Source organism: Streptosporangium sp. H13245 (genome assembly GCF_055690525.1).
On record NZ_JBSZKT010000009.1, the window covers coordinates 1 to 26,494 of the forward strand.

16 protein-coding genes and 1 pseudogene are annotated in these 26,494 nt (G+C 69.4%); 13 read left to right on the forward strand and 4 right to left on the reverse strand.

What is annotated here, in order from left to right:
* Positions 1-35 precede the first annotated feature (35 nt).
* From ACW9TB_RS16870 to ACW9TB_RS16880, 3 genes and pseudogenes are all read left to right on the forward strand, one after another.
* Positions 36-224, forward strand: a pseudogene (locus tag ACW9TB_RS16870) (DUF7507 domain-containing protein); the annotation flags it as partial.
* A gap of 108 nt (positions 225-332) precedes the next feature.
* Positions 333-3,917, forward strand: a complete 3,585-nt coding sequence (locus ACW9TB_RS16875) for a beta strand repeat-containing protein (protein ID WP_472749149.1) — start codon at positions 333-335, stop codon at positions 3,915-3,917.
* Positions 3,918-4,517: 600 nt separating this feature from the next.
* Complete coding sequence (locus tag ACW9TB_RS16880) at positions 4,518-4,934, forward strand: hypothetical protein (RefSeq protein ID WP_472748973.1); 417 nt, start codon at positions 4,518-4,520, stop codon at positions 4,932-4,934.
* Between the two features lie 112 nt (positions 4,935-5,046).
* On the opposite strand, the gene ACW9TB_RS16885 is transcribed toward ACW9TB_RS16880, so the two are convergent.
* A complete protein-coding gene (locus ACW9TB_RS16885) occupies positions 5,047-6,549 on the reverse strand; it encodes a CehA/McbA family metallohydrolase domain-containing protein (protein WP_472748974.1) in 1,503 nt (500 codons plus the stop codon).
* A gap of 176 nt (positions 6,550-6,725) precedes the next feature.
* Between ACW9TB_RS16885 and ACW9TB_RS16890 the strand changes: the two genes are divergently transcribed.
* From ACW9TB_RS16890 to ACW9TB_RS16905, 4 genes are all read left to right on the forward strand, one after another.
* Complete coding sequence (locus ACW9TB_RS16890) at positions 6,726-7,700, forward strand: GlxA family transcriptional regulator (RefSeq protein WP_472748975.1); 975 nt, start codon at positions 6,726-6,728, stop codon at positions 7,698-7,700.
* Positions 7,701-7,863: 163 nt separating this feature from the next.
* Positions 7,864-8,277 (forward strand): ribonuclease domain-containing protein, encoded by a 414-nt coding sequence (locus ACW9TB_RS16895; RefSeq protein WP_472748976.1) that lies wholly within the window; start codon positions 7,864-7,866, stop codon positions 8,275-8,277.
* 8 nt (positions 8,278-8,285) lie between these two features.
* On the forward strand, positions 8,286-8,666 hold the full coding sequence (locus ACW9TB_RS16900) for a barstar family protein (protein ID WP_472748977.1): 381 nt from the start codon (positions 8,286-8,288) through the stop codon (positions 8,664-8,666).
* 266 nt (positions 8,667-8,932) lie between these two features.
* Positions 8,933-9,538 carry a phospholipase gene (locus ACW9TB_RS16905; RefSeq protein WP_472748978.1) on the forward strand — a complete coding sequence of 202 codons (606 nt, stop codon included), beginning with the start codon at positions 8,933-8,935 and terminating at the stop codon, positions 9,536-9,538.
* Between the two features lie 224 nt (positions 9,539-9,762).
* Here the strand turns inward: ACW9TB_RS16905 and ACW9TB_RS16910 are convergent, their stop codons facing one another.
* The 3 genes from ACW9TB_RS16910 to ACW9TB_RS16920 all read right to left on the reverse strand — a co-directional run bounded on the left by ACW9TB_RS16910 (position 9,763) and on the right by ACW9TB_RS16920 (position 12,629).
* Entirely contained in the window at positions 9,763-10,332 is a 570-nt protein-coding gene (locus ACW9TB_RS16910) for a hypothetical protein (protein ID WP_472748979.1), read from the reverse strand.
* A 165-nt stretch (positions 10,333-10,497) separates the two neighbouring features.
* Positions 10,498-11,178, reverse strand: a complete 681-nt coding sequence (locus ACW9TB_RS16915; RefSeq protein ID WP_472748980.1) for an NADPH-dependent F420 reductase — start codon at positions 11,176-11,178, stop codon at positions 10,498-10,500.
* Between the two features lie 221 nt (positions 11,179-11,399).
* On the reverse strand, positions 11,400-12,629 hold the full coding sequence (locus ACW9TB_RS16920) for an ROK family transcriptional regulator (protein WP_472748981.1): 1,230 nt from the start codon (positions 12,627-12,629) through the stop codon (positions 11,400-11,402).
* 96 nt (positions 12,630-12,725) lie between these two features.
* Here ACW9TB_RS16920 and ACW9TB_RS16925 point away from each other — a divergent pair, with 96 nt between their 5' ends.
* From ACW9TB_RS16925 to ACW9TB_RS16950, 6 genes are all read left to right on the forward strand, one after another.
* On the forward strand, positions 12,726-13,598 hold the full coding sequence (locus ACW9TB_RS16925) for a LacI family DNA-binding transcriptional regulator (RefSeq protein WP_472748982.1): 873 nt from the start codon (positions 12,726-12,728) through the stop codon (positions 13,596-13,598).
* Positions 13,599-13,747: 149 nt separating this feature from the next.
* Positions 13,748-15,073 (forward strand): ABC transporter substrate-binding protein, encoded by a 1,326-nt coding sequence (locus ACW9TB_RS16930; RefSeq protein ID WP_472748983.1) that lies wholly within the window; start codon positions 13,748-13,750, stop codon positions 15,071-15,073.
* A gap of 223 nt (positions 15,074-15,296) precedes the next feature.
* Entirely contained in the window at positions 15,297-16,190 is an 894-nt protein-coding gene (locus ACW9TB_RS16935) for a carbohydrate ABC transporter permease (protein ID WP_472748984.1), read from the forward strand.
* Complete coding sequence (locus ACW9TB_RS16940) at positions 16,187-17,017, forward strand: carbohydrate ABC transporter permease (protein ID WP_472748985.1); 831 nt, start codon at positions 16,187-16,189, stop codon at positions 17,015-17,017. The genes ACW9TB_RS16935 and ACW9TB_RS16940 overlap by 4 nt, the downstream gene beginning before the upstream one ends.
* A complete protein-coding gene (locus ACW9TB_RS16945; RefSeq protein ID WP_472748986.1) occupies positions 17,014-19,626 on the forward strand; it encodes a glycoside hydrolase family 2 protein in 2,613 nt (870 codons plus the stop codon). Before ACW9TB_RS16940 ends, ACW9TB_RS16945 begins: the two co-directional genes overlap by 4 nt.
* On the forward strand, positions 19,623-26,279 hold the full coding sequence (locus tag ACW9TB_RS16950) for a discoidin domain-containing protein (RefSeq protein WP_472748987.1): 6,657 nt from the start codon (positions 19,623-19,625) through the stop codon (positions 26,277-26,279). The genes ACW9TB_RS16945 and ACW9TB_RS16950 overlap by 4 nt, the downstream gene beginning before the upstream one ends.
* The last annotated feature ends 215 nt before the right edge of the window (positions 26,280-26,494 follow it).

The window sequence follows — 26,494 nt, forward strand, 5'->3', positions numbered from 1 at the left end:
CGTCGCCGACCACGGAGGCCGCGGCCGGTCAGACGATCACGTACTCGTACGCGGTCACCAACACCGGCAACACGACGCTGAACGCGCTGAGCGTGGTGGACACCGCGTTCTCCGGTTCGGGGACGCCTCCGGTGATCACCTGCCCGGTGACGACATTGGAGCCCCAGGACACCACGACCTGCACCAGCACGTACGTGACGACGCAGGCCGACGTGGACGCGGGTTCGATCGTGAACACCGCGACGGCGACGGGCACTCCGCCGACGGGTCCGGCGGTCACGTCGGCTCCGTCGACCGCGACGGTGACCATCGCGGACGCTCCCAGCCTGTCGTTGCTGAAGACCGTTTCTCCGTCGGTCATCACGACCGCCGGGCAGACGATCACCTACTCGTACGCGGTGGTCAACAACGGCAACGCGACGCTGACCGCGCTGAGCGTGACGGACACCGCGTTCTCGGGCACCGGGACACCTCCGGTGGTCACCTGCCCGGTGACGACGTTGGAGCCGCAGGACACCACGACCTGCACGGGGACGTACACGGTCACCCAGGCCGACATCGACGCGGGCTCGATCGTGAACACCGCGACCGGTTCGGCCACTCCGCCGACGGGGCCGCCGATCACGTCCCCGCCGTCGACGTCGACGGCGACCGTGACGGACGCGCCCAGCCTGTCGTTGCTGAAGACGGCGTCGCCGACCACGGAGGTGGCGGCCGGTCAGACGGTGACGTACTCCTACCTGGTCACCAACACCGGCAACACGACGTTGACCGCGCTGAGTGTGGTGGACACCGCGTTCTCCGGTTCGGGGACGCCTCCGGTGGTCACCTGCCCGGTGACGTCGCTGGAGCCCCAGGACAGCACGACCTGCACGGGCACCTACGTGACCATGCAGGCCGATGTGGACGCGGGCTCGGTGGTGAACACGGCGACGGCGACGGGCACTCCGCCGGAGGGCGCGGCGGTCACGTCGGCCGCGTCGACGGCGACGGTGACCATTACGGACGCGCCCAGTCTGGCGCTGCTGAAGACGGCGTCGCCGACCACGGAGGCCGCGGCCGGTCAGACGGTGACCTACTCCTACCTGGTCACCAACACCGGCAACACAACGCTGACCGCGCTGAGCGTGGTGGACACCGCATTCTCCGGCACCGGGACGCCTCCGGTGATCACCTGCCCGGTGACGACGCTGGAACCGCAGGGCACCACGACCTGCACGGGCACGTATGTGACCACGCAGGCGGATGTGGACGCGGGTTCGATCGTGAACACGGCGACGGCGACGGGTACTCCGCCGGAGGGTCCGGCGGTGACGTCGGTTCCGTCGACGGTGACGGTGACCATCGCGGACGCTCCCAGTCTGTCGGTGCTGAAGACGGCCTCGCCGTCCACCACGACGGCGGCCGGCCGGACGATCACCTACTCCTACCTGGTCACCAACACCGGTAACACGACGCTGAACGCGCTGAGTGTGGTGGACACCGCGTTCTCCGGCTCGGGGACGCCTCCGGTGGTCACCTGCCCGGTGACGACGCTGGAGCCCCAGGGCACCACGACCTGCACGGGCACGTATGTGACCACGCAGGCGGATGTGGACGCGGGTTCGATCGTGAACACGGCGACGGCGACGGGTACTCCGCCGGAGGGTCCGGCGGTGACGTCGGTTCCGTCGACGGTGACGATCACCATCGCGGACGCACCCAGCCTGACGCTGCTGAAGACGGCGTCGCCGACGACGTTGACGGCGGCCGGGCAGACGGTGACGTACTCGTACGCGATCGTCAACACCGGTAACGCGACGTTGACCGCGCTGAGTGTGGTGGACACCGCGTTCTCGGGTACCGGTACGCCTCCGGTGGTCACCTGTCCGGTGACGTCGCTGGAGCCGCAGGACACCACGACCTGCACCGGCACGTACGTAGTCACCCAGGCCGACATCAACGCCGGTTCGATCGTGAACACCGGGACGGGTTCGGCCACCCCGCCGACGGGGGAGCCGATCACGTCTCCGCCGTCGACGGCGACAACCACCGTCGCGGAGGCTCCCGGCCTGTCGCTGATGAAGACGGCGTCGCCGGTCACCGCGACGGCGGCGGGCCGGACGATCACCTACTCCTACCTGGTCGTCAACAACGGCAACGTCACGTTGACCGGTGTGGGCGTGGTGGACACGTCCTTCTCGGGCACCGGGGCACCTCCGGTGGTCACCTGCCCGGTGACGACCCTGGCGCCGCAGGCCACCACGACCTGCACGGGCACCTACGTGACCACGCAGGCCGATGTGGACGCCGGTTCTGTGGTGAACACGGCGACGGCGTCGGGCACTCCGCCGGAGGGTCCGGCGGTCACCTCGGCCCCGTCGACGGCGACGATCACCATCGCGGACGCACCCAGCCTGGCACTGCTGAAGACGGCGTCGCCGACGACGCTGACGGCGGCCGGGCAGACGGTGACGTACTCGTACGCGATCGTCAACACCGGTAACACGACGCTGAACGCGCTGAGTGTGGTGGACACCGCGTTCTCCGGCACCGGGACGCCTCCGGTAGTCACCTGCCCGGTGACGACGCTGGAGCCGCAGGGTACGACGACCTGCACCGGTACGTACACGGTCACCCAGGCCGACATCGACGCGGGTTCGGTCGTGAACACCGCGACGGCGTCGGGCATTCCGCCGGAGGGTCCGGCGGTCACGTCGGCCCCGTCGACGGCGACGGTGACCGCCGCACCGGCCTTCGCCCTGACGCTCGCCAAGACGGCGTCGCCGAGTTCGGTGACGGCGGCGGGCCAGACGGTGACCTACTCCTACCTGGTCACCAACACCGGCAACGTGACGCTGACCGGTGTGGGCGCGACGGACGTGACGTTCTCGGGCTCGGGGGTACCTCCGGAGGTCATCTGCCCGGTGACGACGCTGGCGCCGAGGGCCTCGACGACCTGCACGGGCACGTACGTGATCACGCAGGCCGACATCAACGCCGGTTCGGTCGTGAACACCGCGACGGCGACGGGCACTCCGCCGGAGGGTCCGGCGGCGACCTCCGCTCCGTCGACCGCGACGGTCACGGCCGCGGACGTCTCGTCGCTGACGCTCGCCAAGACGGCGTCGCCGACCACGGTGACGACGGCCGGTCAGACGGTGACCTACTCGTACCTGGTCACCAACAGCGGCAACGTCACGTTGACGGGGATCAGCGTGACGGACACCGCTCCTCCGGGGGTGGGGATTCCCGCGGTGGTCGCCTGCCCGGTGACGACGCTGGCGCCGCAGGCCACCACGACCTGCACGGGGACGTACACGGTCACCCAGGCGGGCATCGACGCGGGTTCGATCGTGAACACGGCGACGGCGTCGGGTACGCCGCCGACGGGTCCGGCGGTCACGTCTCCGCCGGCGACGGCGACGGTGACCGTTACGGCGGATCCCACCCTGACACTGTCGAAGACGGCGGCTCCCGGCAGGGTGTCGGCGGCGGGCCAGACGATCACCTACTCGTACCTGGTCACCAACGCCGGCGCCGTCACGTTGCGGGGGATCAGTGTGGCGGAAACGTCCTTCTCGGGTACCGGGACGCCTCCGGTGGTCACCTGCCCGGTGACGTCGCTGGCGCCGCAGGCCTCGACGATCTGCACGGGGACGTACACGGTCACGCGGGCCGACATCAACGCCGGTTCGATCGTGAACACGGCGACGGCGTCGGGCACTCCGCCGACGGGTCCGGTCGTCACCTCCGGCGGGTCGAGCGTGACGGTCACGGTCGCGGGAGGCACGGGGACCAGGCCGCAGGCCGTCGGTGTGGACCGCCAGGAGAACAAGATCCGCAACAACTCGTCGGACTCCACCAAGGTCAAGATCACCGACCGTAAGAACCGCCACCACCGGCACCACGGAGGTCACCACAAGAGGCGCCGCTGAGCGGGCCGGAACCCGCCCCGTCCGGGCGGGTGAAGGTCATCTGAACAACGGGAAGTGATCGGCCCGGCGCCCGTGACGGCGCCGCCCGATCACGGCGACCGGCGGGCCGGGAGAGGACTCACCCGGCCCGCCGACCGGACGGGATTCCGCGGTGGGTGCGACAGCACCCACCGCGGAACGCGTTTCTGGCGCGTGCTCATCGGCGCGGGACGAACCCGCCACGGCACCGAAATGGCCTTATCTGTCATACGAGACAGGAGAGGAGAATTCGCTCCCGATGAGCGTGAATATTACCTCAAAACGGGGTCAGCTTGGACAACGAAGAATGCCGGTCGCCGGGAGTGGTTGTATTCTCGTGGGTGATATGGCGTCCACCGCTCCATGGCAATCGTGAAGAAACGGCTTCGACGGTCGTTCCGCGCATTGAACACGCGGGCTCCGTGAGAATCCGGCGCATCCGGTGGATGCCCTTGGCCCGACGCTACGATTCCGTATCGGCCGAGGATCCGAATATCAGTATAAATCAACTGATGCTGCGGGAGTCATTCAGTGAATATACGATGTGCGTCACCTTCGGTGGTAAAAGCCCCGGTGCTGGTGATGCTGGCCTCAGTGCTGGCGGCCGGATGTTCTTCGAACGTGGACACCATGCGCAACGCCGCGGTGGTGTCGGAGAAGTCACCGGTCGTGGAGCCGACCGAGGCGGCCGCCGAGGCGAACCCGCTGCCGACGAAGATGGCCAATGACCCCGATATCCGCAAGAACATCGTCCAGACCAAGTGCGAGGCCATACCCGGCGGCTGGGGTGCCCAGGGAACGGCGAACAACCCCGGGAAGAAGCCCGTCACCTACAAACTCGTCGTTTACTTCACCACCACCAAGGCGACGACACTCGACTTCGCCCAGACCCTCGTGAAGGTGCCCCCCGGCGAGACGGTCACCTGGAGCGCGAAGAAGCAGTTCCCCGCGAAGAAGGAGATGCTCTGCCCCATGCCCGGGATCAGCGTCGTGTCCTGACGGCACCCACGGCTGCGACAGACGGCCCGGCCCCGGATATTTCGGATGTCAAAGACATGAGGACGCCCCGCCGGTTTTCGGGCCGGTGGGGCGTCCTCACGCGTTCGAGGTGCTAGCGGTACTGGACGAAGACCGGGTTCGAGTAGAACCACAGGTCGTCCCAGGGGCTCTCCTTGCCGTCGGCGAGCGGCTCGGCCTCGTCGGTGCTCGTGCCACGTACGCGGGCGTAGAAGTCGCCTTCCACGTTGCGCAGGGTGTGGCGGATGACGTACTCGCGTCCCGACCTGCGCCAGTCGCGCGGGCCGAAGCGCGCGACGACCTTCGTGGTGGGGTTGGTGTCGGCGTCGAGGTTGCTGCTCGGGCCGGTGACCCGGCCGGTGATCAGGTCGACGCGCCGGACCTCGGGGTGGTCGCCGTTGGCGTTTTTGCCCTCCAGCGGCCGGAACCTGATCTCGATGTCGACGTCGGTACGGTTGCGGCGGCTCACGGTGAGCGTCTCACCCGTGGTGGCCTCGCGGCCCTGGGTGCTCGCCGTGACGTCGAGGCTGGTGATCAGGTCGCCGGTGCCGACCCAGATCCGCCCGTTGCGCAGGCCGTCCATGATGTCGGCGTAGTCCTGCCTGGCCAGCACGTGGGTCTTGCTGTACTCGCCCGGCCAGAAGTCGGCGCCGCCGCGCGTCCAGTGCACGTGCGAGTCCGAGGTCGCCGTGATCCACCAGCGCCGGCCCTCGCCGAGCAGCGAGTCCCAGAGGCCGCCGACGCGGGCGGTCATCTGGTCGAAGCCGCCGTAGGTCGGGTGGTTGCCGTACCCTCCGCGCGCGCCACCGTTGAGCGGGCCCGCCTGGTGGCCGGGAGCGCCCTCGAAGCCGACGTAGATCTCCGGCGCGGCGTTGTTGCCGTTGCGGAACTCCCGGGGGGTGTCCTGCCCGTAGACGCCGAGGCCGGTCGCCGACCGCGCGGCGTGGTGGGCGATGACCAGCGGCTTCTGCCGCATGTCCTTCGCGGCCTTCAGGAACTCCACCATCTTGGCCTCGGTGTCGCGGCTGGGATCGGCGGGGAACGCGTCGTGCTTGGCGAAGCGGCTCTCCAGCTCGAACAGCTGCTGCGCCTCACCGGAGTGGTGGGGAATCATCAGCGTGTGGTGGTCCAGCGCCGGGGCGTCGAACTCCATCCCCCAGAACTGGAGGACCTCGGGGACGAGGACGCGCGAGCGCAGGAGGTCGGGGTACGCCTGCTCAAGGTTCACCTTCGAGTGCGTCGGCCCACCGTGGTCGGTGCACATCGCCCAGCTGAGGCCGAAGTACTTCGCCATGATCGCGTTGGTGACGATCGGGTAGACGGCGTCCGCGCCCTTGCTGAACTTGGGCGGGTTCGTCGACGTGTCGAACTCGCCGCTGTACTCCGAGTGCACGTGGTGGTCACCGGCGCGCCACACCCGGTTGCGGGAGTCACCGCGGCTCTCGCTCCAGCGCTCGGGGTCTCCCTCCGCCCACGCCGCGTTGCCGGTCGCCAGCGGGCTCGCGGCGACCAGCGTCGCCCCGAGGCCGGCGTACTTGACCAACCGGCGTCGCGAGATCGACGACTGCTCGGGGTCTTCGATGTTCTGGTCCTTCACAATAAAACCTTTCGGTCATCTGCAGCTTGGTCCCAATCTGCGAGTCTCGAAGGCCGCCCTGAACGCAGTGTGAACAGGGAACGGTACGGCCGAGAACAACGAGCTCAGGAGGCTGGGAATCACCTGTGTGGCACTCGCGTGCTCGCGCGGACGGGTCCGTCGGCCTACGTTGAACCATGGACGGACGCCAGATCGCCGTAGTCGGCTACGAGGACGCGGAACTGCTCGACATCGCCTGTGTCACCACCAGCCTGGCACTGGCGAACATGATCGGAAGGGTGCGCACCCCGTACCGGACGAGGGTCGTCAGCCCCGGAGGGCATCCGATCACCTGCGCGACGGGACTGACGCTGCAGAGCCAGCAGTCGCTCGAACGGCTCACCGGCCCGCTCGACACGCTGGTCGTCTCCGGCGGGTGGGGGCACGCGCGGGCCGCCGCCAACCCGCTGATCGTCCGACACGTCCGGCGGCTGGCACGGGAGAGCCGGAGGGTCGCGTCGGTGTGCACCGGGGCGAGTGTGCTGGCCGCCGCGGGCCTGCTCGACGGCAGGCGTGCCACCACCCACTGGCGGTTCGCGGGCGAGCTCGCCGCCCGCCATCCCGGCGTCACCGTGGACCCCGCCCCCATCTACATCCGTGACGGCGAGGTGGCCACGTCGGCGGGCGTCACCAGCGCCCTGGACCTGACGCTGGCCTTCGTCGAGGAGGACCACGGCGCCGAGCTCGCCCGGCTGGTCGCACGCGACCTGGTGACCTACCTCCAGCGGCCGGGCAACCAGGCGCAGATGAGCATGTTCATCGCCGCCCCACCCCCCGAGCACGACCTGGTCCGCCGGGTGGTCGACCACATCAGCGCGAACCCCGGCGGCGACCTCACCGCGGCCGCCCTGGCGGACGTGGCGGGCGTGAGCGTACGGCACCTCACCCGGCTGTTCCTCGAGCATCTGGGACAGGCGCCGGGCCACTTCGTCCGGCACGCCCGCACCGAGGCCGCCGCCCACCTGGTGGTCACCACGTCACTGCCGATGCCGGGCGTGGCGGCACGCTGCGGCTTCGGATCCGCCGAGACACTCCGCACCGCCTTCGTGAGCCGGTACGGGGTCCCGCCCTCCCGCTACCGGGCGATCCACACCCGCCGCCTGACCGGCTGACGAACGGCTCGCTCCAGCTCTGCCGGAGACGCCCCCGGGCGTCGGTTCGGATCCGCTAAGAGTTCACCGCACCTTTGGCGATCTTTGCCTTTACCTGACAGCCGCCGAGCGGCGATCCTGACGGATGTCGGTCACCACCGCACCCCCCTTGCAAGGAGACTTCGTGCACACCTCCCAGCGCCCCCGGCCCACCCGGCTGGCACAGCTCACCGTCATCCTCGCCGCCATCGTGTCCCTGACCGGCGTGGTCGGCATCACCCCCGCCAGCGCGTCGGTCTTCAACTCCTGCACCATCTCCCGGTGCTCCGACGCGCGCTCGGCCAACGCGACCTGGGCCTCCAAGGGCTACCCCACCACCAGCGGCTGGTACACCTGGTCGGGTGGCAAGTACAACTACACCGGCGGACGCCACTACAACCGGGAGGGCCAGCTCCCCGCCGGTGCCACCTACTACGAGTACGACGTCTACTCCCGTGCGCGGGGCGCCGCCCGTGACGCCTACCGGATCGTCGTCAACCGCAGCACCGGCGCGACCTGGTTCTCGCCGAACCACTACACCGACTTCTACCGCCTCTAGGACCTTCCATGACATTCGCCGCACGTCCGCTGCCGCCATGGCTGACGGTGTCCACCGGCCCGGCACCCGCGGTCGTTGACGGGCGCGCATGTCAGAACCGCGCCGCCTTCTTCGAGGAGGTGGCGCGGGTCCTACGGCTCCCCGGTTACTTCGGCCGCAACTGGGACGCGCTCACCGACTCCCTGCGCGACACGACCGGTACCGGGAACGTCACCCTGATCGTGGAGCACGCCGAGGAACTCCTCGCCGCCGAGCCCCCCGAACAGTTCGCCACCCTGCTCTCCGTCCTGGCCGATGCCGCCGGTGCCGGGCTGACCGTGACGTTGCACACCGATCCCGACCACGAAACCCCGCTCCGCCGGCGAATCGCCGACGCCCTGACCCGATAGGCCGTACGCGGGGGAGCGGGGAATCGCCGGAAGGTGTGTTCGTTCCGGCTACCCGGAGGCGCCGCGAGCGGAGCGCCCGTCCCCGTGTCCCAACCCGCGAAACACGTCTTACCCGACGTTGTAAATGCTGTAAAGAGCTGTCGTCGACGAATATCCGGGCCGATCTTCACGAAGATATGTTCCGGTGTCACAGGATGTTTCGTTTCATTGTTAGGCCGTGGCAGATTCCTGCCACGAGAGATGCCCCCCAGCCAAAGGCAGAGTCCATGGTGAAGCGCGCCCTCGCAACTGTCGCCCTCTCTCTCGTCGCATTGCTCGGATTAACGCTGCCCGCCTACGCGGTCACACTGCAGCAAAAGCTCGCCGCACTTTCCAGTTTCAGCCAGCCCACCGCGGCCAGCGCCTCCAGCTGGACCTCCGCCTGGCAGAACCAGGGCAGCTGGGCGGACTACGCCTTCGACTGGTCGACCGACCTGTGTTCGGCCAGCCCCGACCAGCCCCTCGGCTTCGACTTCAGAATGCCGTGCCGACGTCACGACTTCGGCTACCGCAACTACAAGGCGGTAAGCCAGTTCCCGGCGAACAAGCCGCGCATCGATGACGCGTTCTACTTCGACATGAAGCAGGTCTGCGCGGGATACTCCACCATCCCCAGGGGCACCTGCAACGGCCTCGCCTGGACCTACTACCAGGCGGTCAAGGAGTTCGGCACCCTCAACGTCACCAAGGCGCAGATCGAGCGGATCCGCCAGGCCGCCGAGCAGTCCGCCCTGACCGAGGAGCAGTCCAACCCGACGGCGGAGCAGCCCGTCCCGACCGCCGAGCAGGCCAACCCGACGGCGGAGCAGACCGCCCCGGCCGCCGGAATGTGACCCATCCCGCTTCCCGCAGGTGCGGGATCGCTCCCACCGCCTGACCCGTGGCGGGCCGGTTTCACACCGGCCCGCCACTCCGCGGTGATCGCGACAACGACCGGGTATGGCAGGTGCGGTGCGACCGTACCCCCGGAGCCGTTCCATGAGCGGACGGGCTGTTCACCGGGGCTGATCCGATCGCAGGGCGGTCCTCGGGAAGCAGGCGTTCGTGAATCGCGAGGTCAGTCGAAGTCGGTGCAGACGGTGTACCAGTGGCCGGTCATGTGGTCGATCGTGGACGCGTGGAAATTTTCCGTGCGCCCATCGCGAGTGTGGGCGAAACCGCATTTTTCGAGCATCCCGCCACTGCCCGAGATGGAGAGTTGGGTGACCCCTCTCCACCGTCGCGCGTCGTCGACCACGAACAGGCCGACGCGCCGCTCCGTCTGTGTCCACTTCTCTCCCTCGGGCAAGGAGTTCGCGTACTCGACGAGCGCGGGTTCCGAGATCAAGAAGGCTGCCCGCATCGGAATTCCCGAACCGGCGAGCAAAAGAGTAAGAGTGCCTACGAGAGGAGGAGTGAGAACCAGTATCACGTCACGCCTGAGTTCGGTGACGGAGACAACCGCCGCCCAGCAGCACAAAGTCAACAGCCATAAGAAGGCGACGGCCAGGGTCATCATGAAATCGCCGCCCGGGGAAATCGCGGCGAGAGTCGTCGTGACGGAGGTCAGAATTATCGGGCCCTGCCACCACCACCTTCTCCTGACCAGGTCTCTCCGCTGCGAGCTCGGTGCTGAGGGCGATGCCATACGAGGATCATATTTACGGTGAATGCGATGACGTGGTCATTCACCTGATCACGGATCGAGAGAGTCGCGGCGGTGTGCGGCAAGGGCATGGCGAGCCGTCATACGCCGCCCATGAGATTCCCGGGCGACGGCCTCGACGGGGGTGGAATCGGGCCGCCCGGGGTGTCAGCGCTGGGCGGCGGCCAGTTTCGCGCGGAGGGCCTCGGCGTCGGCGGGCACTCCCGGCGACTCCCAGAAGTTCTCGATGTTCCCCGCGTAGAGGAGGCCGTACGCGGGGGTTCCCGGCTGGAAGCGCCACCCGTCCGCGAGGGTTCCCACGTCGACGGTGTCGTAGCCGATCCGGTCGAGGAACGCGGTCGCCTCTCCCCGCGCGCCGGCGTCGTCGCCCGCGATCGCCAGGGCGCTGCGGTCCGCCGCGCCGGAGGGCCTGGCCAGTGCCCGCAGATGTTCGAAGTAGATGTTGTTGAAGACCTTGACGACCTTGGCCGTCGCCAGGTGTCGCTGCAGCAGCTCGCTGGACGTGGTGGATCCGGCGTCGAGCTCCGGGAAGGCCCCGTCCCGCTGGGTGTAGTAGTTGTTGGTGTCGAGGACGGTCTTGCCGGCGAGCGGCTCCACCGGGACGTCGCGATAGGCCCGGAGCGGAACGCTCACGACCACCAGGTCGCCGGTCGCGGCGGCCTCGGCGGAGGTCGCGGCGGTGGCCCTCGGCCCGAGCTGGTCGACCAGGTCCTTCAACGTCTGGGGGCCGCGCGAGTTGCTCAGCACCACGTCGTAGCCGGCCGCGATGGCGAGCCGGGCGACGGTGCCCCCGATGTTTCCGCTGCCGATGAATCCAACAGTTGTCATGACAACCATCAACCTCCGCGCCACACCCGGCATTCCCCGCCGTTTTTATGGGACGAGGGCGACGCGGTCGACAGGGCGCGAGAATCGGCCGGTACAGGGCTCCCGCGGGCACCGTACGACGTGTTCGACAGGGCGCGGTAACCCGCCGGTATCGGCCTCACGCCACCGGGCTCCCGCGGGCACCATAAACGATCATGATGTTCTGATCCCGTACGGCCGCGTCACGCCTGCGGTGCGGCGACCTGGGGTCCGTGGCCGGGGGCGACGGATCCCTGCAGCACGAGGGCCGCCCCGCCGATGGCCGCGGAGTCGCGGGGATTGCTCGACAGGTCGACCTGCACCGCGTGGACCTCGCGCGAGAACGCCCGCTCCGCGAGGCGGCGGCGGATCCCGCTGACGTAGAGCGAACCGGCGACGGCGAAGCCGGGCCCCGCGAGCACGAGCGTGTCGAGGTCCCAGAGGTTGGCGAGCGTCATGGCGCCGTCGGCGAGGAGCGAGGCCGACTCGTCGACCAGCGCGCGGGCCTGCCGGTCGCCGTAGATCGCCGCGCGGGCGAGGACGTCGAACGCCCGCGCGTCCAGGTCGCCGGGACGGATCCCCAGGCGGTCCGCCAGATTCGGGGTGGACCGGGCGCGGTGGACGAGCGCGGAGGGCGCGGCGTACAGCTCAAGGCAGCCCCGGTTGCCGCAGCGGCACCGCGCGCCGTCGCGGACCACCGAGACGTGACCGATCTCCCCCGCGTTGGAGCTGGCGCCGCGGTGGAGCGCGCCGTCGAGGACGACCCCGGAGCCGATTCCCGAGTTCATGTAGAGGCAGCCGAAGGTCCGCTCCCGCGAGACCTGCCGCCCCCAGAACTCGCCCACGGCCGCGGCGGCGGCGTCGCTGTCGACGAGCACCGGCACGCCCAGCCTGGCGGTCAGGGACCGGCCGAGGTCGAGGTCGACCCATCGCTCCAGGCCCGGGGGCGCGAGGAACCTGCCCCGCGCGACGTCGACGGGACCCGGGCCGACGACGGCCAGCCCCGCCACGCTCTGCGGTGTCAGGCCGAGGCCCTGCGTGACGTCGAGGTAGAGCGCGGCCAGCTGGGCCACGACGTCCTCAGGCTTCCCGGCGGGGGGCGCGGAGACGAGCTCGCGCCCGATCGTGCCGCCGCGCGTGTCCGTCACCACGCACGTGAGAGTGTCGGCGCCGACGCGGATCCCGACGCCGTATGCTGATCGGGAGTTGATCACGAGCAGGGTCCGTGGCTTGCCGCCGGTCGCGACCGTGGCACCGGTCTTGCGCACGACGCCGTCGTCGATCAGGCGGCGGACGATGTTGGAGATCGTCGGCTGGGTGAGCCCGGTCGCCTTGACGAGCTCCACCCGGCTGATCGGCCCCGAGGACCGGATGAGGTCGACGACGAGCGCACGGCTACCGGGCCCCGTGGCCGTGGACTCCCGTCGTGCCACGTTCGACCGCCTCTCGCCCCCGCCGTGTCCACGGCACGACTACGTTACGGGGAACGAGGTTAGTTCATGAAGTCAGGGCACGAGGGAGGGGCGCCGATGGGCGCGGCATCGACGGGTACGGCGGGCACGGAGACACGCCCGCGGGCGGGCACGCCGGTGGGTCTCGCCCTCGTACGCGACGCCGAGGTCCTCGGTGCCGAGCCGTTCTTCCACGAGTTCATCGCGGGCATGGAGCGGGTCCTCGTCCCGCTGGGGGTGCCCGTGCTCCTCCAGGTGGTCGCCACGATCCAGCAGGCGAGCGACCGGATGCGCGCGTGGGCGGCCCACGGGCAGGTGCAGGGGATGATCCTGATCGACCTGCTTCCCGGTGACGAGCGGGTCGCGCTCGTCGGCGAGCTGGGTGTGCCGGCCGTGGTCATCGGCGACCCGGTCACCGCCGGGGGGCTGCCGACGGTGTGGACGCAGGACGAGGTGGCCATGCGCGACGTCGTCGCCGCGCTGGTCGCGGGCGGGCACACGCATCTCGGCCATGTCGCGGGCCCGGCGGAGATGGCGCACACGATCATCCGCCGCCGTACGTTCGACGCCGTCGCGCTGGAGCACGGCGTGCGTACGACGACCTTCGACGGCGACTACTCCGAGGCGGCCGGGGTGCGCGCCGTCACCACCCTCATGGGGATCGACGACCGGCCGACGGCGCTGATCTTCGACAACGACGTCATGGCGCTCGGCGCACTCCACGAGGCGAGCCGCCTCGGCCTGGCGGTCCCGGCCGACCTCTCGCTCGTGGCCTGGGACGACTCGGCTCTGTGCCAGCTCGCGGAGCCCTCGCTCAGCGCCGTGAGCCACGACGTCCAGGCACTGGGCGAGCTGGTCGGGGACACCCTGGCCGGGGTCCTGTCGGGGGCTCCGCCGCGTGTGATCACGGCCGCGCCGGCGACGTTGGTCGTTCGCGGCTCCAGCATTTAATAAATTACTAATCTTTCTTATTGACTCCGGGGTGTCCCTTCCTGCACGCTGTGGTTCGTACGCCTCAGCAACGTCCTTGCAACTCCTGAGTAACCTCCGGGACACATGGATCCCGGCCACCCCCCGGAATGCGAAACAAAGGAAGCCCAATGCACCGCACCACGCCACGGGCCGTACGAGCCGTGGCCGCGTTCGCCGCCGGAGCCCTCGCCCTCTCCCTCACCACCGCCTGCGGCTCCGATGATCCGGCCGCGCCGGGCGGGGCGGCCGGAACGGAGAAGGGCGGCTCCATCGACGTCGTCACCCGCTGGACGTCGGGCAACTCGGCGGCTCCGGCCCAGAAGCGAGTCTTCGACGCGTTCACCGCGGAGACCGGCATAAAGATCAACTCCACCGAGGGCCTTGAGGCCATCGACGACCAGGTGGAGACCGCCGTGGCGGCGGGCAAGTCCCCCGACCTGGTGATCGTCAATCTGTTCGACAAGACGGTGGGCTGGCTGGACGCGGGCGTCACCGTCCCCGTCGACCAGTACGTCAAGGACTGGGGCCTCGCCGACAAGATGAAGCCGGAGGCCCTCGACGAGTGGCGGGTCGGCGGCGTGGCCGGTGGCGAGCTTCAGGGCCTGCCGTTCTCCGGGTTCAGCTGGCCGCTCTGGTACAACACCGACCTGCTGACCAAGGCCGGTGTCACGGCGGTGCCGAAGACGACCGACGAGCTCGTCGCCGCCGCCAAGAAGCTGCGCGCCGCGGGCGTCGGGCCCCTCACCGTCGGCGGCAACGACTGGAGCGGCCAGAAGCTCTTCTACCAGATCGCGCAGTCGTTCACCGACGCCGAGACGATGAAGAAGGTCATGAAGGGCGGCGGCTACTGCGCGACGCCGTCGGTCCTCAACGGGATCAAGCTCTTCACCGACCTGCGCGACGCCAAGGTCTTCGTCGACAACGTCGCCGGTCTCAGCTCCGACGACATGTACGCCTCCTTCTACTCCGGCAAGGCCGCGATCATGTCCGCGGGCTCGTGGGCGTACACGGAGTCGAAGGCCTCGGGCACCGGGATCGAGACGCGCACCACCCTCGGCGGCTTCCCCGCCCCGAGCGGCGCGGCCTACTCGAAGCCGACGGCCTACCAGGGCTTCACCGGCGTCGGATTCATGATCACGAAGCAGGGCGCCCAGCCCGACAGGATCGACAAGGTCCGTCAGCTGGTGACGAAGTTCTACGCGGAGGCGACCCTCGGCGACTTCGTCAAGGACGGCGGCATCCTGCCCCCGACCACCGGTGACTTCGCCTCGTACGCCACCGACCCGCTGCTCGCCAAGTCGCTCGGCCTCGACGCCGCCGTCGACTACGCGGTCCTGCCCGACGTCTGGATCGGCGCCGCGTCCGACCCGATCACCCAGGTCCTGACCGGGGCGTACGGCGAGTCGACCCCGCAGGAGATCTGCGGAGCCCTCGACACCGCCACCAAGGGCTGAGACCCGCCCGCCGAGGTGGGGCCGCCGCGTCCGGCGGACCTGCGTCGCCGCGCCCGGTGCGCCCGCGTCGCCGCGTACGGTGACCTGCGTCGCCGCGTGCGGTGGCCCCGAACCGCTACGCCCGGTGGCCCCACGCCGCCAGGCCCGGCAGCTCTCCGCCGCCGCTCCGACGGTCCCAAGCCGCCGCGTCCGGCGGCCCCACCCTGCCCGAAGGAAACCCACGATGTCATCGACCGGCACCCGGGTGCAGTCGCCCCGGGTCCTCTGGCTGACCGTCCCGTCTCTCGTGTGGTTCGCCGTCTTCTCGGTCGGGCCCCTCGCCGCCATGTTCGTCATCGCGACCCTGCGGTGGAAGGGGCTGCTGTACGAGCCGACGTACATCGGCCTGGAGAACGTCGGGCGCGTCCTCGCCGACCCGACGTTCCACGCCGCGGTGCTCAACAGCGCGATCCAGGTCGCCGTCGCGATCCCGGTGATGATCCCGCTGGCGTTCATGCTCGGCTACCACCTCAGCACCAAGCCCCGCGGCTACCGCGTCCTGTCGGTGCTCTACTTCTCGCCGGGCCTCATCTCGATCTCCATGACAGGGATGATCTTCTACGGGGTGCTGTCCCCCAACGGCGGGGTCAACGGCCTGCTGCGCTCCGTCGGCCTCGACTCCTGGGCCACCGCGTGGCTCGCCGACCCGGACACCGCGCTGGCGACCCTCATCGCCATCGACCTCTGGCGCGGCATCGGCTGGACCGCGGTGCTGTTCGCCGCCCGCCTGTCGAGCCTGCCGGCCGAGGTGATCGAGGCGGCCCAGATCGACGGCGCCGGGCGGCTGCGCACCATGTGGCGGATCGCCTTCCCGATGGTCAAGGACTACGTCCGCACGATGGCGATGCTGCAGTTCCTGTGGACGCTGTTCACGTCGGCGGCCCTGATCCTCCTGCTCACCAAGGGCGGCCCCGGCACCTCGTCGACCACGCTGTCCTACCTGGTCTACGCGAAGGCCTTCTCCCAGCGGGACCTCGGCTACAGCCAGGTGGTCGGCGTCGTGCTCCTCCTCCTCGGCATCGCCGGGATGCTCCTCATCCGCGCGCTGCTGCGCAGCCCCGCCGAGGACGCCCGATGAGCGCGCCGCGCCGCACCGGCGGCCTCCTGGCGAAGGTCCTCTCCTGGTCGTACGCGCTGGTGCTGGCGGTGCCGCTGTACTACCTCGCGGTCAGCGCGCTGAAGTCCAACATCGAGATCTTCACCCGGCCGTTCGCGCTGCCGGCGAAGTGGCTGTGGGACAACTTCGGCACCGCCTGGCGGACCGCCGACCTGGGCGGCGCCCTGCTCAACTCCGTTCTCGTCTCGGTCGTGGCCATCGTGCTGACGCTGTGCCTCGCCGTACCGGCGGCGTACGCGCTGGCACGGACGGACAGCCGCGCCGCCCGCGTGATCACCGGGATGTTCTCCGCGGGTTTCCTCATCCCGCCGTTCGCCGCGCTGATCCCCACGGTCGTCCTGGCGATCGAGATGGGGCTCTTCGGCACGCGCGAGTTCCAGATGCTCTTCCTGCCCGCGAGCGCGCTCCCGCTCTCCGTACTCCTCCTCACGCAGTTCATGCGTACCGTGCCACCGGCGCTGGTGGAGTCGGCCGCGCTCGACGGGGCCGGGCACTGGCGCCTGCTGGTCAGCGTCTTCGTGCCCATCGCGATGCCCGGCATCGTCAGCGTGACGATCCTCCAGTTGCTCACGTTCTGGAACGAGTACCTGTTCTCGCTGACCATCACGGGCACCGGGCCGGACGTGCGGACGGTCCAGGTCGCGCTGCCGACACTCGTCTCCGACGCGACCAACCTCGGCGTTCTCGCCGCGGGCACCGTGCTCACCGTCCTGCCGGTGTACGTCGCGTACTCGCTCATCAACCGTCGTATGCAGGAAGCACTCACCGCAGGGGCGATCAAGGGATGACACAGATCACCACACAGGTAACCACCTCCGCCGCCACCCGGCTCGACCTCGGTGGTGAGTGGGAGCTGACCTGGTCGGCGGGCCCGGACGACGTCCCGGAGGCCGTCCGCGCGGCGGCGATCCCCGCGCAGGTGCCCGGCGAGGTGCACACGGCCCTCCTCGCGGCCGGTCTCATCGCCGACCCCGACGTCGGGTGGGGCGAGCTGGCGCAGCGGTGGGTCGGCCACTCCCACTGGGTCTACCGGCGCCACCTCCGGTGGTCGCCGACGCCCGGGGCACGCACCGACCTCGTGGCCGACGGCCTCGACACGATCGCCGACGTGTACGTCAACGGCCACCGGGTCGGGGTCGCGCGCGACCAGCACCTGGCGTACCGGTGGCGGGTGGACGACGCGCTGGTACCGGGCGACAACCTCGTCGAGGTGCGCTTCGCCTCGGTCTGGGAGGCCGCCCGCGAGCACGAACGCGCGCACGGCCCCCTGCCGAGCCCGTACGACGAGCCCTACGCGCACGTGCGCAAGGCCGCGGCCAACTTCGGCTGGGACTGGGGGCCGCACTACGTCACCGCCGGTATCTGGCGCGACATCCGGCTGGAGACCTACACCGGCCGGATCGACCACGTCCGGCCGCTCGTCCACCTCGACCCCGGTCACACCGTCGCCCACGTGACGGCGCACGTGCGTGTGGACGCGCCCGAGGGTTCCGAGGTGCGCGTCGAGCTGACCGACCCGGCCGGTCGGCGGGCCGGGTCGGTCATCGGCACGGTCGGTGCAAACAGTACGGACGTCGGTGACGAGGTGGCGGTCGTCCTGCGCGTCGAGGACCCCGACCTCTGGTGGCCGATCGGCCTCGGCGCGCAGCCGATGTACCGCCTCCACGTGGAGCTCGGGCACGACGGCGTGGTGCTCGACTCCACCGCCGTCCGGGTGGGCCTGCGCAGCGTCGCGGTCGACGAGGCCCCGGACCCGCTCGGGACGCGCTGGGCGCTCGTCGTCAACGGCCGGGCCGTGCGGGTACGCGGCTACAACTGGATCCCCGACGACACCCTCGCGGGCCGCGTCACGCCGGAGCGGGTGGCGCGCCGGATCGACCAGGCCGTCGCGGGGAACGCCAACCTCCTGCGCGTCTGGGGCGGCGGCCACTTCGCGACCGAGGAGTTCCTCGACGCCTGTGATGAGCGCGGTGTCCTGGTATGGCACGATTTCCTCTTCGCGTGTGCCGCCTACAGCGAGGACGACGAGATGGTCGAGCTGGTGACCGCCGAGGCGGAACAGGCCGTCGCGCGGATGTCGGCCCACCCCAGCCTGGTGCTCTGGTGCGGCGGCAACGAGACCGTCCTCGGCTGGCACCACTGGGGATGGGCCGACCAGGTCGGCGTACGGGGGTGGGGCGCCCGCTACTACCTCGACGTGCTGCCCGGCGTGCTGGCCCGCCTCGACCCGACGCGGCCCTACGTGCCGAACTCGCCCTGGTCGGGTGCCCTCGACGTGGACCCGGCCGTCGACACGCACGGCCTGAGCCACCTGTGGGACGCCTGGAACGAGCGGGACTACGCCCACTACCGCTACCACGACCCGGCGTTCGTCGCGGAGATGGGCTGGTGCGGCCCTCCCGCGTGGACCACGCTCAAGGGCGTCGTCGAGGGTGAGACACCCGGGCCGGACTCGCCGCAGACGCGCCACCACCTGCGGGCGATCGACGGCATGCACAAGCTGACCCGGGGCCTCCAGCCGCACGTGCCCATGCCCCGCGACGAGGCCGACTGGCACTTCGCGACCCAGGTGGTCCAGGCCCGCGCCGTCTCGACCGGCGTCGAGTGGCTGCGCTCCCGCGAGCGCTGCGGCGGGGTCGTCGTCTGGCAGCTCAACGACTGCTGGCCGGTGATCAGCTGGTCGGCCGTCGACGGCGCGGGCGTCGAGAAGCCCCTCTGGCACGCCCTTCGCCACTCGTTCGCCCCCCGGCTGGTCACGATCCAGCCGGTGAGCCCCGGCCCGACCCACGACCCCACCGGCGACGAGGGTCTCGTGCTCGTGCTCGTGAACGACGCGGACGCCGACTGGCGTCCCGACGTCCTCGTACGGCGGGTCGGCCTGGACGGCCACGAGCACGCGCGAACGCGGGTGAAGGCCGTCTGCCCATCCGGCGGCCTCGTCCGGCTCGCCGTCGGCCCCGAGATCGGGACGCCCGCCGACCCGCGGGCCGAGATGCTCGTCGTCGACGCCGACGGGGTGCGGACCACCTGGGCCTACCGCCCGGAGCGGGAGCTGGCGGCCCCGTACCCCGAACAGGCCGTCGGCGTCACGGTCGTCGACGGCGCGCTGCACGTCACGGTCACCGCGACGACCCTGCTGCGCGACGTGTGCGTGTCCGCCGACCGGCTCGCGGAGCCGCTCGGCCTGGAGCCGCCCTCGCTCTCCGTGGACGACGCCCTCGTCACGCTCCTGCCCGGCGAGAGCCACGTGTTCAGAATCACCCGTCGAGACGGTGGCGCGATCCCCCCGGACCGCGCCGCCGCTCTCCCCAGTGCCCTGCTCGATCTGTCGGTCCGGTCCTTCGGCGAGGTCACCGGCCCCATTGGGAAGTCGATCCGCAACAGAGGAACCTCATGAGACACCGAAGGACCCTGAGAATCGCGCTCGGCGCGATACTGAGCGCCGTCATGGTCACGTCGGCGCTGCCGTCGATCGCGGCGGCGCAGTCGGCCCAGGCCGGGCGCGTCATCCACGTGGCCAAGGCCGGAAACGACACGAACGCCGGTACGGAGGCCGCGCCGTACAAGACGATCAACCGCGCGGCGCAGGAGGCGCAGCCGGGTGACAAGGTGGTCGTCCACGCCGGGTTGTACCGCGAGACGGTCAAACCGGCGCGCGGCGGCGACGCCGAGGCCAACCGCATCACCTACACCAACGCCGGTGACGGCGAGGTGGTCGTCAAGGGCTCGGAGGAGATCGACACCTGGGCCCGGCACAGCGGCGACGTGTGGAAGGTCACGCTGCCGGACAGCTTCTTCGGCGGCTACAACCCGTACGCCACCGGGCAGCCCCAGGGCGGCGAGGGCGGCTCCTTCCCGGGCTACACCGCCGGTGACGTCTACCTGAACGAGCAGGCCTACTACGAGAAGGCGTCGCTGGCCAGCGTGCAGTCCGCGGCAGGCACCTGGTTCACCCAGGTGTCCGGCGGTACCACCACCATCTACGCCAACTTCGACGGCGCCGACCCGAACGCCAAACTGGCGGAGATCAACGTGCGCCGCCAGGTGTTCGCGCCCGACGCGTGGGGCCTGGGCTACATCACCGTCAACGGGTTCACCGTCAAGCACGCGGCCGGTACCTACTCCGACTTCCCGAGCAGCCCCTCCCGGCGGCAGGCGGGCGCCATCAGCGTCAACGGCGGCCTGAAGTGGATCATCGAGAACAACACCGTCGTCAACGCGCGCACGATCGCCATCGACATCGGCCTCGGCTGTGACGAGTGGGCCGGAAACCGGCCGGGACAGACCCGGACGCACTTCCGCGACACCGCCAAGTACGGCTCGCACATCGTCCGCAACAACTACATCGGGAAGTCCGGCCAGTCCGGCATCGCGGGCGTCTTCTCCTGGAACTCCGAGATCCTGTACAACCTCATCGAGGACACGAACTACCGCGGCGAGTTCAGCGGCGCGGAGACGGCCCCGATCAAGGTTCACTACATGAACGAGGGGCTCATCAAGGGCAACTACCTCAAGAACTCCAAGGGCGGCAACTCCGCCGGTATCTGGACCGACTGGGGCAACCAGAACGTCCGCGTCACCGGCAACATCGTCCTGAACAGCCCGTGGGGCTACTACGCGGAGGCCGTCCACGGCCCGATCCTCGTGGACAACAACGTCTTCATCGGCAACAGCGACATCCGGATGCTGGACGCCACCGGCGTCGTGTACGCCAACAACATGTTCATCGACAACGGCCGCATCGCGGTGGACGGCGGCGGCCGGGACAACTACTACTTCCAGCCCGGCACGATGAACGAGACGAGCGCGCCCAACCCGGTCCAGAAGTTCTTCTGGTACAACAACCTGGTCCAGGGCTCGACGCTGCCGAACGACGCGGCGGGCAAGACGCACGTCAAGGAGGGCAACTCCACCGGGGTCCTGTCCGGCGTCCAGGTCACCGCGACCAACCGGGAGATGAAGCTCGGCTTCACCCTCGACGCCTCCGGCATCAACGGCCTGAAGCCCGCGACGAAGGCCAGGGTCGGGATCATCCCGCTCGCGGGCGAGAGCATCGCCGCCGACGTGACCACCGACTTCTTCGGCCAGCCGGTGAACGCCGCGAACGTCATGGCCGGGCCGTTCGCCGCCGCGAAGAACGGCGCCAACTCCTTCACGCTGTGGCCCCCGGCGGGCCAGACCGTGCCGGAGCCGCCCGCGCCGCCGACCGACACCCCGGTCAACCTGTCGCTCAACCCCGGCGCGAAGGCCGTCGCCTCCTACGAGGACGCCAACCTGCTCGCCGCGAACGCGATCGACGGCAACGGCTCCTCGCGCTGGTCGAGCGACCACAGCAACGACCCCAACGCCTGGATCCACGTCGACCTCGGCGACGAGTACGACGTGTCCAGGGCCGTCCTGTCATGGGAGGCCGCCTACGCGAAGTCGTACAAGATCCAGATCTCGGACGACGGTGAGCGGTGGTCCGACGCGTTCTCGACCACGACCGGCGCCGGTGGCGTCGAGACCGTGCAGATCCGCAAGAAGGCACGCTACGTCCGCATGCAGGGCGTCCTGCCGCAGACGCAGTACGGGTACTCCCTGTACGAGTTCGAGATCTACGGCACGCCCGTCACGCCGGAGGTCCCGGTCAACGTCGCGCTGAACCGGGCACCGTCGGCGTACACGGCGTCGTCGCAGTCCAACGACGGCAGCGGCGAGACCAACAGCCAGCCGCAGAACGACCGCTCCGCGTTCCGCGCGTTCGACGGCAACACCGCCACGCGCTGGGGCTCCAACCCCGGGGACACCACCTGGATCCAGGTCGACCTGGGCAAGACGTACGTCCTGGACAAGGTCGTGCTCAAGTGGGAGGCCGCCTACTCCTCGGCGTACAAGGTCCAGACGTCGCAGGACGGCGGCACCTGGAAGGACGTCCACGCCCACGACGACTCCACGCCCACCGGCGACCACGTCGACGAGATCACGCCCGGCACACCGGCGGAGGGACGTTACGTCCGCGTGCAGAGCACCAGGGCGGCGACCCAGTGGGGCCTGTCGCTCTGGGAGTTCGAGGTGTACGGCAAGGAGAAGGCGGCCGACACCGCCCCGGACTGGCCGATGACGGCGCAGCTCCAGCTGAGCGACGTGGCGGCCACCGGGGCGAAGGTCACCTGGCCCGCCGCGGCCGACAACCAGGCCGTCACCGGCTACAAGGTCTACCTCGGCCAGACGCTGAAGGCCACGCTCGCGGCGGACGCGCGCACCTACGCCGTGACGGGACTGGCCGCGGGCCGGACCTACAGCGTGAAGGTGACGGCGCTCGACGCCAACGGCAACGAGAGCCAGGGCCTGACGCGGACCCTCACGACGCCCGGCAACCCGGCGACGAAGGCGCTGTCCACCACCTACCCGGCCACCTACAACGACTGGGAGGAGGGCCTGCTCGCCGGTGACGGGAAGCAGGGCGTCATCGTCTTCGGCAACCCGCGTGACGAGACGGTCGTCTTCAACGACCGTGACTTCTTCATGGCGCGGTCGGAGAACCGCCCGCACCGCACGTTCAACACCGTCAGCCCGGCGAACATCAAGCGGATCAGGGACCTGCTGATCGCGGGCAGGTACCAGGAGGCCAACCAGCTCGCGGCCGACGTGCAGGGCTACCAGGGCGGCGGCGAGGGCAGCAAGCACCCGGGCTTCAAGATGACCCTCCAGAGCCCGGCCACGGGCGAGGTCGCCAACTACGTCCGGTCGACCGACTACTCGGCCGGTGTCGTCTCGGTGAACTGGACCGACGACAAGGGCGACTGGAAGCGCGACACCTTCGTGTCGCAGACCGACGGCGTCACCGTCCAGCACCTTCCGGCCCCGGCCGGGCAGAAGCTCGACGTCAAACTCGGCCTGTCCATCGACCCCGGGATGAACCTTCTCAACAAGGGCATGACGGCCGTCAACAACTCCACCGTCGACTACCTCAACCTGCGGGTGAAGTACCCGAACGGCAGCTACAACGCCGGGTACGAGGGCGTCACGCGGATCGTGACGGACGGCGTCAAGACGATGGCCGGCACCGACGTGCAGGTCACCGGCGCCACCTACGTGACGCTGCTGTCGCTGACCCAGCGCTACGACGGCACCTACGAGGGCGGCGTGCCCGCCGAGCAGGACTGGAACAAGCGGCTCCTGCAGACGAAGCTGGCGGCGCTCCCCGGCGACTACCCGACGCTCCTGGGCCGCCACGTGGCCAAGCACAGCGAGATCTTCGACCGGGTCTCCGTCGACTTCGGGGCCACCCCCGAGGACCGCTCGAAGTCCAACGAGGAACTCCTCGCCCAGCAGAAGACCGCGAACACCCCGAACCTGGCGCTGTTCGAGCGCCTGTTCGCCTCCGGCCGCTACCACCTGCTCGGTTCGAGCAGCGCGACGGCCCCGCCCGACCTGCTCGGCAACTGGACCGGTGACAGCAACGTCGGCTGGGACGGCTACTACCACCTGGACGCCAACCTCAACCTGCAGATCTCCGGCGGCAACATCGGCAACATGCCGGAGGTGATGGCGGGCTACTGGTGGATCAACAAGGCGTGGCAGAAGGACTTCAGGACCAACGCCCAGAAGCTGCTCGGCACGCGAGGCATGCTGACGGGCGGCAACACGCCCAACGGCGAGGGCCTCATCTCCAACATCAACTTCGACTACCCGTACCAGTACGTCACCGGCGGCGAGTCGTGGCTGCTCTACCCGTTCTGGGAGCACTACCAGATCACCGGCGACAGGACGTTCCTGGAGCAGCAGTACTACCCGCTGATCAGGGACATGGGTGACTTCTACGAGGACTTCCTCGTCGAGAAGGACGCCAACGGCAAGTACATCTTCTCCGGGTCCATCTCGCCGGAGAACCGCCCGGCGGGCGGCGTGCCGCTCTCGGTCAACTCGGTGTACGACATCGCCGGTGCCCGGTTCGCGCTCTCGACCCTGATCGAGACGAGCAAGACGCTCGGCAAGGACCAGAGCAAGATCGCGCTCTGGCAGGAGAAGCTCGACAACCTGCCGCCGTACCTGGTCAACAACGACGGCGCGCTCGCCGAGTGGGCCTGGCCCGACCTGGCGAACAAGAACGCCTACCAGCACCGGCACTCCAGCGGCCTGATGCCCGTCTGGCCGTACCGCGAGGTCACACCGGAGAAGAGCAAGGCGCTGTACGACGCGGCCAAGGTGTTCCTGCAGAAGAAGGACGGCGGCAGCTACGAGAACGCCGGTCACGGCCTGCTGCACGGCGCGCTGATCGCCGCGAACCTGAACAACGCCGACTCCGTCAACGCGAAGCTGATGCGATTCGCCAAGGACGACTACTACTACAGCAGCCTGTCGACGTCGCACTACAACAACAAGGGCGTGTTCGCCACCGACGTCGTCAACTCCGTACCGACGATCATGATGGAGATGCTGGCCACGACCGACCCCGGCACGCTGGAACTGCTTCCCGCGCTGCCCAAGGGCCTGAAGAAGGGCTCCATCTCCGGCATGCTGGGCAAGAGCCGGTTCACCATCGACGACCTCGACTGGGACATGGACACCCACAAGGTGAAGGTGACGCTGACCTCCGACGTCGACCAGAACCTCACCCTGATCCAGCGCGCGGGCATCGAGCAGATCACCGGCACCGGCGTCCAGATCCAGAACTCGCCGCTCGGCGACATCGCCCGCGTCCTTCCCCTGAAGAAGGACCAGACGGTCACGCTCGACCTGACCCTGAAGGACACCTCGCGGGTCAACCTGGCCCTGAACAAGACCGCGACCGCCTCCTCGCAGTCCGGCGCCGACCAGACGGCCGCCAAGGCGTTCGACGGCGACCCGGCCACCCGCTGGGCCGCGAACGAGAACGCCGACAACTGGCTCCAGGTGGACCTGGGCGGCGTCTACGCCCTGACCGAGGTCGGCCTGCGCTGGGAGGCCTCCTACGCCAAGCGCTACAAGCTTCAGGTGTCGATCGACGGCACGACCTGGAAGGACGTCCACACCCAGGCCAATTCACCCGGCGGCACCCAGAGGATCCCGGTGAACGCGCTGGGCCGCCACGTGCGGATGCAGGGCGCGGAGAAGTCCGGCCAGTGGGGCTACTCGATCTACGAGATGGAGGTCTACGGCCAGGAGGCGCCGAACATCGCCCTCGGCAAGACGGCCACCGCGTCGTCGGCGTCCAACGCCCAGCAGACGGCCGCCGCCGCCTTCGACGGCGACAACACCACCCGCTGGGGCGCGAGCGAGTCGGCCGCCAACTGGCTCCAGGTGGACTTGGGCGACACGTACACCGTCTACCAGGTCGCCATCGACTGGGAGGACTCCTACGCCAAGGGATACAAGGTGCAGACCTCTCCCAACGGCCAGACGTGGACCGACAGGTTCACCGAAACCGCCAGTAACGGCGGCACGGATCTCATCAACCTGAACGCCGACACCCGCTACATCCGGATGCAGGGCGTGGAGAAGTCCGGCCAGTGGGGCTACTCGATCTACGAGATGAAGGTCTACGGAGCCCTCCCGGACACCGCGACCACCATCCTGGTCTCCGGCGTCACGGAGGGCGCCGAGTACGGCGACGGCCAGGACCTCACCATCGGCTGGGAGGTCGTGGGCACCGGCGTCAGGACGGTGACCGGCACGCTGGACGGTCAGCCGTTCACGTCCGGCTCGGTCCAGCAGCTCTACCGGCTGCCGCTGGGCGAGCACACGCTCAATGTCACCATCGAGACCGAGTCCGGCGCCCGGGTCGAGCAGCCGGTGAGGTTCACGACGGTCACCTCGACCGACGAGATCTCCGTCCTGGTCGAACGCTTCAGGACCACCGGAGAACTCGGCGCCACCGGTGCCGCGAAACTGGAGGACAAGATCTCCAAGGTCATGGTGTCGGAGGACAAGGAGCGCGAGCGGGACAAGAAGAAGATCGTCAAGAAGCTCACCCGCTTCGTCGAGGCGGTCAACGACCCGAAGATCGTCCTGAACCCGGCCGTCAAGACGACGTTCCTGCGTGACGCCAACACCCTGATCACCCAGAACGGCGGCGAACCCGTCTAACCGGTTCCATCAGAAGGCCGGCTCCCCGGGGTGCCCCGTACGCTCTCGTACGGGGCACCCCTTCCGCGGTTCCGCGCCACCCGGCTCCCGCGGCCGTCCCACCTGGATCAATTCCTCTTCGCTTTCCCTCTCGCTTTCCCCAAAGCGCCGTTGTGTGCACCACCGGCGCGACGGCCACGCCCGGCAGCACCGGCGACAAGAGCGCCTCGGGCATG

Coding starts and splice junctions, on each gene's coding strand:
- ACW9TB_RS16880 (WP_472748973.1), top strand. CDS start 4,518: ATGCTGGCCTCAGTGCTGGCGGCCGGATGTTCTTCGAACGTGGACACC.
- ACW9TB_RS16890 (WP_472748975.1), top strand. CDS start 6,726: ATGGACGGACGCCAGATCGCCGTAGTCGGCTACGAGGACGCGGAACTG.
- ACW9TB_RS16900 (WP_472748977.1), top strand. CDS start 8,286: ATGACATTCGCCGCACGTCCGCTGCCGCCATGGCTGACGGTGTCCACC.
- ACW9TB_RS16905 (WP_472748978.1), top strand. CDS start 8,933: ATGGTGAAGCGCGCCCTCGCAACTGTCGCCCTCTCTCTCGTCGCATTG.
- ACW9TB_RS16910 (WP_472748979.1), bottom strand. CDS start 10,332: ATGGCATCGCCCTCAGCACCGAGCTCGCAGCGGAGAGACCTGGTCAGG.
- ACW9TB_RS16915 (WP_472748980.1), bottom strand. CDS start 11,178: ATGACAACTGTTGGATTCATCGGCAGCGGAAACATCGGGGGCACCGTC.
- ACW9TB_RS16925 (WP_472748982.1), top strand. CDS start 12,726: ATGGGCGCGGCATCGACGGGTACGGCGGGCACGGAGACACGCCCGCGG.
- ACW9TB_RS16930 (WP_472748983.1), top strand. CDS start 13,748: ATGCACCGCACCACGCCACGGGCCGTACGAGCCGTGGCCGCGTTCGCC.
- ACW9TB_RS16935 (WP_472748984.1), top strand. CDS start 15,297: ATGTCATCGACCGGCACCCGGGTGCAGTCGCCCCGGGTCCTCTGGCTG.
- ACW9TB_RS16940 (WP_472748985.1), top strand. CDS start 16,187: ATGAGCGCGCCGCGCCGCACCGGCGGCCTCCTGGCGAAGGTCCTCTCC.
- ACW9TB_RS16945 (WP_472748986.1), top strand. CDS start 17,014: ATGACACAGATCACCACACAGGTAACCACCTCCGCCGCCACCCGGCTC.
- ACW9TB_RS16950 (WP_472748987.1), top strand. CDS start 19,623: ATGAGACACCGAAGGACCCTGAGAATCGCGCTCGGCGCGATACTGAGC.